The organism is Pseudoalteromonas sp. ND6B (assembly GCF_000764215.1).
Classification (GTDB): domain Bacteria; phylum Pseudomonadota; class Gammaproteobacteria; order Enterobacterales; family Alteromonadaceae; genus Pseudoalteromonas; species Pseudoalteromonas tetraodonis.
Window position 1 is genome coordinate 203,760 of the sequence record NZ_JQFL01000028.1, and the last position, 13,449, is coordinate 217,208.

Annotated in this window: 11 protein-coding genes; 7 read left to right on the forward strand and 4 right to left on the reverse strand. The window is 41.2% G+C overall.

Annotated elements, in window-relative coordinates:
* Positions 1-180: 180 nt before the first annotated feature.
* Positions 181-939, forward strand: a complete 759-nt coding sequence (locus tag ND6B_RS11440) for a substrate-binding periplasmic protein (protein WP_033103234.1) — start codon at positions 181-183, stop codon at positions 937-939.
* 576 nt (positions 940-1,515) lie between these two features.
* Here the strand turns inward: ND6B_RS11440 and ND6B_RS11435 are convergent.
* Complete coding sequence (locus tag ND6B_RS11435) at positions 1,516-2,739, reverse strand: NupC/NupG family nucleoside CNT transporter (protein WP_033103235.1); 1,224 nt, start codon at positions 2,737-2,739, stop codon at positions 1,516-1,518.
* A gap of 17 nt (positions 2,740-2,756) precedes the next feature.
* Positions 2,757-3,386 carry a uridine kinase gene (udk, locus tag ND6B_RS11430; RefSeq protein WP_013462847.1) on the reverse strand — a complete coding sequence of 210 codons (630 nt, stop codon included), beginning with the start codon at positions 3,384-3,386 and terminating at the stop codon, positions 2,757-2,759.
* 192 nt (positions 3,387-3,578) lie between these two features.
* On the opposite strand from udk, the gene ND6B_RS11425 reads away from it, so the two are divergent.
* Entirely contained in the window at positions 3,579-4,796 is a 1,218-nt protein-coding gene (locus ND6B_RS11425) for a phosphopentomutase (protein ID WP_033103236.1), read from the forward strand.
* Positions 4,797-4,861: 65 nt separating this feature from the next.
* Complete coding sequence (gene deoD / locus ND6B_RS11420; protein WP_008110728.1) at positions 4,862-5,563, forward strand: purine-nucleoside phosphorylase; 702 nt, start codon at positions 4,862-4,864, stop codon at positions 5,561-5,563.
* An 821-nt stretch (positions 5,564-6,384) separates the two neighbouring features.
* Here deoD and ND6B_RS19590 read toward each other — a convergent pair.
* Positions 6,385-6,687, reverse strand: a complete 303-nt coding sequence (locus ND6B_RS19590; RefSeq protein WP_160173136.1) for a hypothetical protein — start codon at positions 6,685-6,687, stop codon at positions 6,385-6,387.
* Here ND6B_RS19590 and ND6B_RS11415 point away from each other — a divergent pair.
* From ND6B_RS11415 to ND6B_RS11405, 3 genes are all read left to right on the forward strand, one after another.
* Entirely contained in the window at positions 6,665-7,408 is a 744-nt protein-coding gene (locus tag ND6B_RS11415) for a ferredoxin--NADP reductase (protein WP_024602391.1), read from the forward strand. The genes ND6B_RS19590 and ND6B_RS11415 overlap by 23 nt on opposite strands.
* A 90-nt stretch (positions 7,409-7,498) precedes the next feature.
* A complete protein-coding gene (locus ND6B_RS11410; protein WP_024602390.1) occupies positions 7,499-8,200 on the forward strand; it encodes a nuclear transport factor 2 family protein in 702 nt (233 codons plus the stop codon).
* Positions 8,201-8,209: 9 nt separating this feature from the next.
* A complete protein-coding gene (locus ND6B_RS11405; RefSeq protein ID WP_008467890.1) occupies positions 8,210-8,530 on the forward strand; it encodes a hypothetical protein in 321 nt (106 codons plus the stop codon).
* Between the two features lie 199 nt (positions 8,531-8,729).
* Here the strand turns inward: ND6B_RS11405 and ND6B_RS11400 are convergent, their stop codons facing one another.
* A complete protein-coding gene (locus tag ND6B_RS11400) occupies positions 8,730-9,614 on the reverse strand; it encodes a tetratricopeptide repeat protein (protein ID WP_033103237.1) in 885 nt (294 codons plus the stop codon).
* Positions 9,615-10,534: 920 nt separating this feature from the next.
* Between ND6B_RS11400 and katG the strand changes: the two genes are divergently transcribed.
* Positions 10,535-12,715: a catalase/peroxidase HPI gene (katG, locus tag ND6B_RS11395; protein ID WP_033103238.1), complete on the forward strand. Its 2,181-nt coding sequence runs from the start codon at positions 10,535-10,537 to the stop codon at positions 12,713-12,715.
* The last annotated feature ends 734 nt before the right edge of the window (positions 12,716-13,449 follow it).

The window sequence follows — 13,449 nt, forward strand, 5'->3', positions numbered from 1 at the left end:
TAAGGCGCTTTTTTTGTGTCTAAAATTTAAGATCTGCCACCACTGTGTTGCGCAAATATATCACCACGGTCATTTTCATTTCTATTTACATCACCTGCTATTTTTAACATTATAAAAGTGCTATAAATTAATAGTTTCTACATGCTTTCTAGGTTAAGGTTATTACTTAAATTATAGGGGGTGTTTATTTTTAAATTTACATTATTAGCGTTAGGGTTGCTATTTAGCCATAATATCCAGGCTAAAGCGCCTAAATTGGTTATTTATACCGAAAGCTTTGCCCCTTACAATTTTCAAAATGAAGCTGGGCAGCTAGCGGGTATTAATCATGACATAGTGAAAGATGCTTGTGCTCGTGCCGTACTAGAGTGCGAATTTATTATGTTACCTTGGAAGCGTGCTTACCAGTTAGTGCAAAATAACCCACACTCAGCCATCATTTCTCTAGCAAAAACGCAAGAACGTATTCCTCTTTTTGAATGGGTGGGACCTTTGGTATCGAGCCAAACCTACTTTTTTAAATTAAAAACTAGCGACCATATTGTGATGAATGATATATCACAAGCTAAAAACTACTCGTTGGGCATAGTGCGAGGCGACATTTATGAAATGCTGGTGCGTCGACTTGGGTTTGTTACCGATAAAAACTTACTACTGTTTAGTGAAGCAGACTCATTTATGCGACTGTTTTTTAAAAAACGCATCGATTTAATTATTGGCTCTGACTTTACTATTGATCATCAAACTGAGCCATTTGGGTACACTAGGGATGACTTGGTGAAACTCAAGCAAATTCATGTGGATGAGCTTAAAGGCAACTATATTGGCTTTAACAAAGCCGCTTCACCTGTGGTAGTGAAACGCTTTAATCAAGCACTTGAGCAGCTTAAGGCTGAGTCTGGCTATGAAGCTTACATTAAACGTTATGTAAAAAATTAAGCCTATATATAGACAATAATAAACACGCCTAAGCACAGAAAAATTCAAAAAGTTCCCACTCAATAATGCCTATATTACCTCTTCACAGCCATTCATTCTTGTTAACTTCGCTACCTTTTATACTCTCAAGTGCCTTGTAAAGGCTAATAAGTAAATGCTCCTACAGCTACACAGTTGTTCATATTTTTTAGTAATACCAATTCGCTTAATTAAGTGGTCTATTTTGAGGCTGGAAAAACGAGTTGATAGCTAGGCAAAAAATTCGCTATTTAGTTGTTCTAAATGAGAATTTTTTAACACAGGTAGCGACACGTTTAGCCCCGCAAAATGATTAAGTATTATTGCGGATTGGTATAAGTGCAATGATGGCTTTTGATGGCGTAAAGAGTGCGTGAATGAAAGCTTTGCTAGGGAATTTTTAGGTATGAATTGCTGAGGATTTAGAAAGTAGAGGCTATAAAAACGATAAAAGGGCCTTGCGGCCCTTGGTGAAGTATCGTTCAAGTCAGATAGTGCTTTAACCCCTTAAAGCGCTATCCTATTGTTTTGCAACAGTTGGATCGTCTCATTAAGTTTCTAAGCTAGCGAGAGGAAAAACCCAGCAATTGCTGCGCTCATAAGGTTAGCCATAGATCCTGCTAACACTGCTCTGAGCCCTAAGCGTGCGATATCCTTTCGCCGACTAGGCGCCATACCGCCTAATCCACCTAGTAAAATGGCTATCGATGATAAGTTAGCAAAGCCACACAAAGCAAAGGTAACAATTGCTTGTGTATGCGCACTTAACGTATCGCGATAATTTATAAAGTCTAAGTAAGCAACAAACTCATTTACTACTAACTTTTGACCAATAAAGCTGCCGGCTATAATTGCCTCATTCCACGGTACACCTAATAACCATGCAACAGGGGCAAACAAGTAGCCTAAAATTTCTTGTAGCGTTAATGTAGGATAATCAAACAACCCACCAATACCGCCTAATAAACCGTTTAATAACGCAATCAGTGCAACAAATGCTAAAAGCATAGCACCTACGTTTAATGCTAAGTGCATACCGTTTGCTGCGCCTGATGCTGCTGCGTCAATAACATTAACCGGTTTGTCGTCGCCTAAATCTATATCGGCTAAATCATCTTTAGGGGTTTCTGTCTCTGGCACTATCATTTTTGCCATTAAGAAACCACCTGGTGCTGCCATAAAACTGGCTGCAATTAAATATTTAAGGTCTACACCAATAATTACGTAACCGGCCATTACAGAGCCTGCTACGGTGGCCAAACCACCTACCATTACGGCAAATAACTCAGATTTGGTCATTGTCGCAATAAACGGTTTAACAATGAGTGGCGCTTCAGTTTGACCAACAAAAATATTTGCGGTGGCTGAAAGCGACTCGGTGCGAGAGGTTTTCAATAATTTTTGTAAACCACCGCCTAAAATTTTAATTATCCAATCCATAATGCCTAAGTGGTATAACACAGCAACAAGTGCTGAGAAAAACACAATCACTGGCAATACTTGAATGGCAAAAATAAACCCAAGTGTATCTTGCGATGCTAATGGGCCAAATAAAAAGCCAATTCCATCGTTGGCATACCCAATAACCGATGAAACGGCGCGAGACATACTCGCTAATACATTTTTGCCTGCTTCAAAAAACAGTACAAAACCGCCGATAATGACTTGCATTAAAAATGCGATACCCACGGTTCTTAGTTTTATTGCTTTGCGATCAGTTGAGGCCGCAAAAGCGATGCCTAGTAGCACTAGCATGCCTACTAAGCTCATAAATGTTGTCATACAAACGTTTCCCGTTGTTATTCTTGTAAAATGTACTTTATTTTACTTTTTATAATATCAATCGCAACGCGATTCATACCGCCTCGAGTCACAACTAAGTCAGCGTTATGCTTTGAAGGCTCAATAAATTGATAAAACATCGGTCTAACAGTTGCTTGATATTGCTCAACAACAGATTGTAATGTTCTGCCTCTTTGTTCCATGTCGCGTTGCATTCGGCGCATTAAACAAATATCCAATGGCGTATCTATAAACACCTTGATATCAAATTCTTTATTAAGCGCTTTATCACTCAGTAATAAAATACCTTCTACAATGAGTATTTTAGCCGAAGCCACACGGCGCGTTTTATCGCTACGTGTATGCTGGGCATAATCATAAGTTGGTACTTCAACAGAGTGGCCATTACGAAGTTGCGTTAAATGCTCAAGCAATAGCTCGTGTTCAAATGCATCAGGATGGTCGTAATTCGTTTGCGTACGATGTGCCATCGGCAAATGCGATTGATCCTTGTAATAAGCATCTTCTTCAATAATGGCGATAGCGCCTGGTTCAAGCTCATTTACCAATTCATTGTAAATAGTTTGGCTAAATAGAGATTTGCCGGACGCCGATGCGCCTGCAATAGCTATAATAGTTCGTGTCACTAAAGTTCTCACCCACACAGAAGGATATATTGTTGGTAGATCACAATAGCAAAAAAGACACGATTAATCTCTTTTGCTTCGCTTAAGAGTGCAAATTTATAATGTTTAGGTTTTATGAAACAGGACTTATGTCCTGTACGGAAAATTCGAAGAGCAGATAAAGTAACCACCTAGAACAGATGTGAGGTCACAATGGCAAGAGCAATTATCTTAATGGCGGATAGTTTAGGAATTGGCGCAGCACCCGATGCAGATAAATTTGGTGATGTTGGTGCTAATACATTCGCACATTTACTCAAGGCATATTATGACGAGACTGGCAATAAGCTTTCGCTTCCTAACCTTTCAAAATTAGGGTTAGTGGATGCATGTGAAGCCGCTGGTAAAGAACCCTGTTTAGTTGCTGAGCGACATGAACCACAAGGTGCATGGGGTTACGCAAAAGAGCTTTCAAGCGGTAAAGACACGCCATCGGGTCATTGGGAAATGGCAGGCGTGCCAGTGTTATTTGATTGGGGTTACTTCCCTAAAACACAGCCGAGTTTCCCACAAGAATTTGTAGACGAGTTTATTGCTCGCACAGGTATTCCGGGCATTTTAGGCAATTGCCATGCCTCAGGTACCACGATTTTAGAGCAGCTAGGTGAAGAGCACGTAAAAACAGGTAAACCAATCTGTTACACCTCAGCTGATAGTGTGTTTCAAATAGCCGCGCATGAAGAATCATTCGGCCTAGAGAAGCTTTATCAAGTTTGCGAAATCGCACGGGCGCTGCTTGATGAAATGAATATAGGGCGAGTGATTGCGCGGCCATTTTTGGGTTCTAATAATCAAGATTTTGCCAGAACAGGTAATCGTCGTGATTATTCAGTATTACCGCCATCGCCAACATTGCTTGATGTACTTGCAAAAGACGGTGGCGAAGTTATCAGTATTGGTAAAATTTCAGATATTTATGCGCATCAAGGCATTACCCAAAAGCATAAAGCGCCAGGGTTAATGAACTTGCTAGAAAAAACCAGCGAAGTGGTTGCGACGGCGCCGGATCACAGTTTGATTTTTACCAATTTAGTTGATTTTGATGAAAAGTTTGGTCACCGCCGAAATCCTGTTGGCTATGCGAAAGCGCTCAAAGAGTTTGATGATTACTTACCCACTATTTTAGCGCAATTAAAGCCGGATGATTTATTAATGATCACCGCCGATCATGGCTGTGACCCGACCTTTCCAGGGTCTGAGCACACCCGTGAATATGTGCCGGTTATTGCCTATCAGACAGGGATGAAAAATACCCCGCTGGGCGAACGCAATAGCTTTGCCGATATTGGCCAAACGCTTGCACAATGGTTTAACCTCAAAGCGTTAGAATATGGTGATGGCTTTATTGATAAGCTGAACACAGTTAAATAACTTAAAAATACGCTCGCTATTTTTAAAGTAATAGGGCTTTTAGCCAAACAAAAGGAAAACAATCGATGAGTACTCCGCATATCAGTGCAAACGTAGGTGATTTTGCCGAAACAGTATTAATGCCAGGCGATCCGCTACGCGCACAATATATTGCTGAAAACTTTTTAGATGATGCAGTGCAAGTAACCGGCGTACGTAACATGTACGGCTTTACTGGAACTTACAAAGGTAAGCCAGTGAGCATTATGGGTTCTGGCATGGGCATTCCTTCAATGTCAATTTATGCTCGTGAGCTTATTGTCAGTTTTGGCGTTAAAAATATTATTCGTATAGGTACCTGTGGTGGTATTGGTAGCGATATTAAAATTCGCGACGTAATTTTTGCACAAGGTGCAAGCACAGATTCAAACGTAAATCGTGCCCGCGTTCGTGGCACTGACTTTGCTGCCATTGCTAACTTTGACCTACTTTTAAACGGCGTAAATGCAGCTAAAGATTTAGGTATTGATGCAAAAGTAGGCAACGTATTTACTACCGATACTTTTTATCAAGCAGACGACACGTTTTATAAAGATCTAGACAAACTAGGTGTACTCGCTGTTGATATGGAAACAGCTGGCTTATACGGCGTAGCAGCAGAATACGGTGCAAAAGCAATGGCATTATTTACCGTCAGTGATCATGTAATCACAGGCGAAGCAACACCTGCAGATGAGCGTCAAACCACGTTCAACGAAATGGTTAAAATTGCCCTAGAGTCAATTTAATAAATACAACAGTTCCTTGGTAACGTATTCACTAAGTTTTGGAGACACGCCCAAAGTGAAGTGAGACTAAACCCCCAAAGCCGCATTTTATGCGGCTTTTTTTATGCCTGAAATTTAGGTGTGAGATTCGGGCCTCGGGGTGCGAGCCACGGCTTTCGAGCTACGGGCTTTAGGTTTCAGGTTCTAGGTTAAAGGTCAAAGGTCAAAGGTTTTAGCAGTAGCTCGCAGCTCGTCACTCGAAGCCCGTTGTCTTCTCTTTGTTCAAACAGTTTTAGTGAATTTTGCACAAAGAGGGCGAAGAGACGCTGCGCTTTTAGAGGAAGAAAAACCTAAATATTGATCTGTAGCAGCGATTTTATATCGTGTCAGATATGTATTTACCACCGAGAACACTGAGTTTACAGATAAATGCTTAAAAAATACCAATCTACCTCTGTGTAGCGCAAAGCGCCTCGGAACCCTCTGTGGTGAAAAATTGTTTTTAGCAGTAAGTGCCTTTCGGAGCAGCGATTTTATATCGCGTCAGGTCTAGGATATTAAACACAAATACGCGAGGTAAACTCCCGCCTACTGATATGGTTAACTTCTGAATTTACTGTAGGCGGAGCTTTATGCCGCGCAAGGTCATTATTCACAAAGAGGACAAAGAGACGCTGCGCTAAAAGAGTAGATTAAAGGTCTCAGGTTTTAGCACTAGCTCGTTGCTCGATACTCGTCACTCGTCACTCGAAGCTCGCTGCCTTCTCATTTATTTCCCTGTCAGTATTTATAACTTAATGCTAATGTTTAAGTTATAAAACTTGCTTTTAAAATGAACCACTTTAAAGTTTTAGCTGATAGCTGATAGCTGATAGCTGATAGCTGATAGCTGATAGCTGATAGCTGATAGCTGATAGCTGATAGCTGATAGCTGATAGCTGATAGCTGATAGCTGATAGCTGATAGCTGATAGCTGATAGCTGATAGCTGATAGCTGATAGCTGATAGCTGATAGCTGATAGCTGATAGCTGATAGCTGATAGCTGATAGCTGATAGCTGATAGCTGATAGCTGATAGCTGATAGCTGATAGCTAAAACACGTTTTACACTCTGGAGTAATTATGTCTAATTGGATTGATGCCACAGTAAAGTCAGTTAAATGGTGGAATGAATCGTTATTTAGCTTAACGGTTAACGCCGATGTAGAACCGTTTAAAGCAGGGCAATTTACAAAGCTCTCTGTTATGGACGGTGAAAAACGCATTGCTCGGGCTTACTCGTATGTTAACGCACCAGATGATCCAAATTTAGAATTTTATTTAATTAATGTAGTCGATGGCCAATTGTCATCTCATTTAGCACAACTTACCCCAGGTGACACCGTACTAATAGAACGACGTGCTAGCGGTTTTTTTATCCTTGACGAAGTGCCAGCGAGTGAACAGCTTTGGATGCTTAGCACCGGCACCGCTATTGGCCCGTTTTTATCTATATTGCAGCAAAGTGAGGTATGGCAAAAATACAAACATATCAACTTAGTGCATGGGGCGCGCCTAAATAGCGATTTAAGCTATCAGGAGCTAATTAATAAGTTATTAAAGGCTCATCCTGGGCAGCTTAATTATGTGCCGGTAGTTAGCCGTGAGGAGCCTTTACAAGGTTTAGCTGGGCGAATAACCACAGTGATAGAAAATAACGCGCTATCTGAACATGTGGGGCTGTGTGCTACTCCCAATAATGCGCAGTTTATGTTGTGTGGTAATCCGCAAATGGTTAAAGATACCAGTGAGTTATTAGTGGCTCAAAACTATAAGCGTAATCGTCGAAAAGAGCCGGGGCATATTACGGTTGAGCAGTATTGGTAATGAGCTATAACGCTATAATAACTATCTCATGAGGGTAAAATTTGCTATGTTGCGCTTTAATTGCATTTTGTCTTTGTACTTAGGAAAACCATGAAACCTTCATTCATCATATATGCGTGTTTATTCGCCGCTTTCACATTAAACTGTCATGCCATAGAGCAATCGGCATCATCAAACAATGCTGAACTGACACAGCCAGAAAAAGTACAGTCGCAACAAGATGCACTTGATACGTTAACTCAAGAGGCTAACATACCTAAACAACCCGATATAAAGAAAGTGACTGCAGATGATTCTAAAGTACTTGGCAGCGAATCAACGAAGCCGGTTGAACAGCCTAAAAGTAAAGTAGATAAAGCACAAGCGGTCGTCGAGGCTGAGCAAGCAGTAACGCAAGCAAAAGACGCACTTACAGCAAGGCAACAAGCCAAAGCAAAACAGTCTCGTGAGTCACTTGCTGTTATAGAGCAATTAGTTAAAGCTTACAACGCGCGTAACATTGAAGAATTTATTCGTATGTATGATGAAGATGTTGAGTTTTATATTTTCCCGAATGAGCTATTATTTAAAGGTAAAGAAAAATTAATTGCGCGTTATGGCATTATGTTTAAAAAGCTAAAGTGTCTTCACTCATCACCTATTAAGCGTATTGTGCATGGTGACATTGTGATTGACCATGAGCTATCAGAAACCTGCTCTAACGATCCGAACGTGATAGATAAACGTTCAGAGCTTATTTCAAGCTATCAAATTAAAGATGGCAAAGTGGTTAGGGTATTATTTTTTAGGTAATTATTAATTATGCAGCTAAGTGACGAGAAAAAAATTCGTGTAATGTATCGTGTAGAGCCCGGCTGTTTAGGTCCTGAGGGCGCAGACCACATTGAAGACTTTTGTCGCTTTGCGAACAAGCATATTAAGTCGCCTTATTATGCGCAGTTATTATTTTTACCTCGATACGATAAGCAAAAAGATGAGCGGCAATACAGCGTTAAAAACCGCAACTTATCTCAAGTGCAGGCTAAAGCGTATTTAAATCATTTTGAAATCAACATAGAAGACTTTGAAGAGCAGCTCGACGAGCTGCTTACTAAGTCAATAGACTTATACTTTAAACGCTAAGCTCTATTGACCTTTGTAGATTGATATTTATTTAATCTAGAGGCAGTTTAATTGCGGCGCGAGCTTCTAACCTAGTGGGGTCGATAACTGCGCCTAAGTTATTCTACTGGCTTACATCCTTGTAATAATAAGTAAAAACTGAGCAAAACTTTCGCGTTCTGCTCACGCTTTTTACCACCCTCCCTGTAGGCTACGAAGTTTAGGCTTCGTTTGAAACTATCGCATTAAAGCTGTCGTTATCATGCAGACTGGCAAAGGCACTTTCATGAAGTAGCTCATTTCGTAAGTTGGGTGAGTATTCAAGCGACATTTTTATATCGGCTAGGGCATCTGCATGCTCATGCGTTAAAGCATACGCACAGGCGCGCTGCCAGTATGCGTAACCATAGTCGCTATCTATATCAATTGCTTGATTACAAAGCTCAATAGCTTGCTCAGTCTCATTTAATTCTAGTAAAGCATCCGCTTTGTAGGCAATGGCTTCTACATCTTCTGGTTTACGTTTTAAAATTTCATCGAATATTTCAATTTTATTCGCAATATCACTTTCAAGGTTGGCTCGCATCCATAACGAATGAACTTCATTAGTGATTGATATGCGTTCTTGGTTACTGAGTATTTCTTCAGAGCGTACTCGCAGTTTTTCTTCTAATATTTTCAAGCGATCTTCATACTCATCAGTAATAACACTCACTCGGGTGTTTACTATATCTTCTACTTTGTTCTTTACATCACGTAACGAGTTCCAGCCCACTAATACCAAAATAGACGCGGTGGCGGTAATTATAAAAAATACATTATTAATGGTATCTGTGGTGTAGGTAAGCGCCCGATCGGCGGTGTCTAACTGTGCATGCGTAACTTGTTTGGTCACGTCTTCACGCAGTTTTTGTTGATCTTGGCGAACCGACTTTAATTCGTCGAGAATATAACGTTCAAGTAATGGTTTGTACAAAGGGGCTTCTAGCTGTGCTAATTCACGCTGTTGTTGCTCGTTGAGTGCTGCGGTGTTTTTATCAGCAGCTTGGACTGCAGATGAAAAAACACCAAAAAATACAATAAATAGTAAAAAATAAAAACGCATTGATATGCCTAGTTAAAAAATTAGTTAATCGCTTTGTTAACTTTAACATGCGCACATCATTGGTACTAGGGTGAGGATAGGGAAGCTGGAATTAACTCAAAAATCTTTTATTACAGGCAAAAAAAATCCAGCCCAAGTTGGGCTGGAAAAAACTACATCAACATATCAAGGGAACAATAGGAGATAGGTGCTATTGTAAGTTTGCCTACCTGAATTTTTACTTAACTAAATTCAAATAGATAAAAATAAAAAAGAAGTAAAGGTGCATAAGTAACTTATACACCTTTTATAACTATAATTTCATGGCGAAGGGGGGTATTCCACTGTGCACTTAAGAAAACCTAAGTCACTTTCAAACCCTTCACCGTACATTACGTGGCTATTTTTAATAACGATCATCTATTTTATAAAAAGTTTTAATATTTATTTACGCTAAGCACAAACATTGGCAGCATCATCATATTTATAAATGAGAGTAATCGTTTTAAAGCATTACTTTGCCCTAGCGTATCAAAGCAGCTACACGTATATTGAATAAGTAGAGACCATACACGTCATTAGGGTCTGTTGACCTTTTAAGGTTAAATTTGCAGTAGTCTGTTTGGTATTTAGGCAAGGCAGAGCCTATGTGGTGTGGTTATTCCCCATAAATAGGCGATAACGCAGCATCAATTCCAAACAGGCGCTGCCCGAAGGGTTCTGCCCAGGGGCGATTTACTCTTTGTTGCTCGGTTTTGACTTAGCCCACTAGGTTACAAACCTCGCGCCGCGATTAAACCGCCCCTAGTTTGAACGAATTTTAATCCACAAAGGTCAACAGACCCTAATATAATGGCAAAAAAATAACAGCGCTCCCAATTGGTGAATACCAAAAGCAGTAAGCATGGGCGTTTTTATTTATACTTAAAAAGGAGCTCAATATGGATAATCATAAAGCGGGTAAATGCCCAGTTATGCACGGCAGTAATACTACAACCGAAAACACCAATACAGATTGGTGGCCAAACTCACTTAATTTAGACATTCTTCATCAGCACGATAGCAAAACCAGCCCCTACGACAGCGACTTTAATTACGCCGACGCTTTTAATTCACTCGACCTAGAAGCACTTAAAACCGATTTAAAAGATTTAATGACTCAAAGCCAACCTTGGTGGCCAGCTGATTGGGGGCACTATGGAGGCCTGATGATCCGTATGGCATGGCACTCTGCGGGCTCGTACCGTTTAGCTGATGGTCGAGGCGGTGGTGGTACCGGTAATCAACGTTTTGCACCACTTAATTCGTGGCCAGATAATGCCAACCTAGATAAAGCGCGCCGTTTATTATGGCCAATTAAAAAGAAATATGGCAACAAGCTTTCATGGGCCGATTTAATTATTTTAGCCGGTAATATGGCGTACGAATCAATGGGATTAAAAACCTTTGGTTTTGCCGGTGGCCGTGAAGATATTTGGCATCCAGAAAAAGACGTTTATTGGGGCGCAGAAAAAGAATGGCTTGCGCCAAGTGATGAGCGATATACCCAAGTTGATAAACCCGATACCATGGAAAACCCATTAGCGGCAGTGCAAATGGGTTTAATTTACGTAAACCCAGAAGGGGTAAATGGTAAACCCGATCCGCTTAAAACCGCAGAACAAGTGCGCGAAACCTTTGCGCGTATGGCAATGAACGACGAAGAAACCGCAGCGCTAACGGTCGGTGGCCATACAGTAGGTAAAACGCATGGTAACGGCAAAGAAGAAAACTTAGGCCCAGAGCCAGAAGCCGCCGATGTGCACGAGCAAGGCCTTGGCTGGAATAACCATAAAACCCGTGGCATTGGCCGCGATACCATGACCTCAGGTATTGAAGGCGCATGGACAACCCACCCAACTAAATGGGACAACGGCTACTGTAAACTGCTGCTTAATTACGAGTGGGAGCTAACCAAAAGCCCTGCAGGGGCTCATCAGTGGGAGCCGGTTAATATTAAAGAAGAAGACAAACCCGTTGATGTGGAAGACCCATCGATTCGTTTAAACCCAATAATGACCGATGCCGACATGGCAATGAAGCTCGACCCAGCTTACCGTAAAATTATTGAGCGTTTTAATGACGATTTTGAGTACTTTACTGACGTATTTGCCCGCGCATGGTTTAAGTTAACCCACCGTGATTTAGGGCCAAAATCACGTTATTTGGGCGCCGATGTACCCAGTGAAGATTTAATTTGGCAAGATCCTATTCCTGCAGTTGATTACACCCTAAGCGACGCTGAAATAACCGAGTTAAAAGCGAAGCTACTTAATTGTGGATTAAGTGAAACCGACTTAATTAATACCGCATGGGATAGCGCACGTACTTATAGAGGCTCCGATCACCGTGGTGGTGCAAATGGCGCCCGTATTCGCCTTGCTCCGCAAAATAACTGGCAAGGTAACGAGCCTGCGCGTTTAGCTAAAGTACTTAGCGCACTTGAAACACTGCAAGCGAGTTTAACTAAGCCTGTTAGTATGGCCGATTTAATTGTACTTGGCGGCACCGCTGCGGTTGAGCAAGCGGCTAAAAAGGCAGGAGTTGATGTAACCGTACCGTTTGCCCCAGGGCGTGGCGATGCTAGTGATGACATGACCGACGCAGAGTCATTCGAGCCATTAGAGCCAATTCATGACGGTTTTAGAAATTGGCTGAAAAAAGACTATGCCGTATCCGCCGAGGAGCTATTACTAGAGCGCAGCCAATTGATGGGGCTAACCGCACCAGAAATGAGCGTATTACTAGGCGGTATGCGCGTACTAGGCACTAACTATGGCAATAGTGAACATGGTGTATTTACCGACAAGGTAGGCGTACTGAGTAACGACTTTTTTGTTAATTTAACCGACATGAACAACCGCTGGGAGCCTGCAGCTAAAGGCGAGTACAACATAGTTGACCGCGCTAGTGGTAAAACTAAGTACACGGCTACGCGGGTTGATTTAGTATTTGGTTCAAACTCAATACTCCGTGCACTGGCAGAGTTTTATGCTCAAGACGATAACAAAACTCGTTTTGTACACGACTTTGTCGCCGCATGGGTAAAAGTGATGAACGCCGACCGGTTTGATATTAAATAAACCTAAGTAAAATTTAAAAAGGAGCAGCAATGCTCCTTTTTTTATAATTACTTAAAGGTTAAAGGTTAAAGGTTAAAGGTTAAAGGTTAAAGGTTAAAGGTTAAAGGTTAAAGGTTAAAGGTTAAAGGTCACGAGCTGCGGGCTGCGAGGTGCGGGTAAATGCAATGCTTATAAAATCGCTGCTACCAAGAATTATCACCACGTAAGCGGGTTTACCCCGCGTTTTTGTGTTTAATAACCTAGGTCTGACGCGATATAAAATCGCTGCTACACCCTGATAGATGCTTTTTTCCTCTAAAAGCGCAGCGTCTCTTCGCCCTCTTTGTGAATAATGGTCTTGCGCGGCATAAAGCCCCACCTACGTTAAATCCAGATGTTAATCATATCCGTAGGCGGGAGTTTACCTCGCGCATTTATCTAACGTTTAAATCTAATTTCTTGTTTGAGCACAGAGAAGCGAGTAAGAAGATAACGGGCTTCGCGTGGCGAGCAGCGAGCTTGTACAAATAGTTTGTACACCTAGTTGTATCAGCAATGAACCTTTAACCTACTCTTTCAGCGCAGCGTCTCTTAATCTCTGTGGTCAATAAATCACTTAAAACCTATTTGCACAAAGAGCAAAGAATGAGAGCAAATGAGCAAATAAAAAATACAGCTTTTCTTTGCCTTTTTTATAAATAAATTACCAATTGCGTTTGAATTGATACCAAGCAAAATTCTGCCGAACCCCGAAC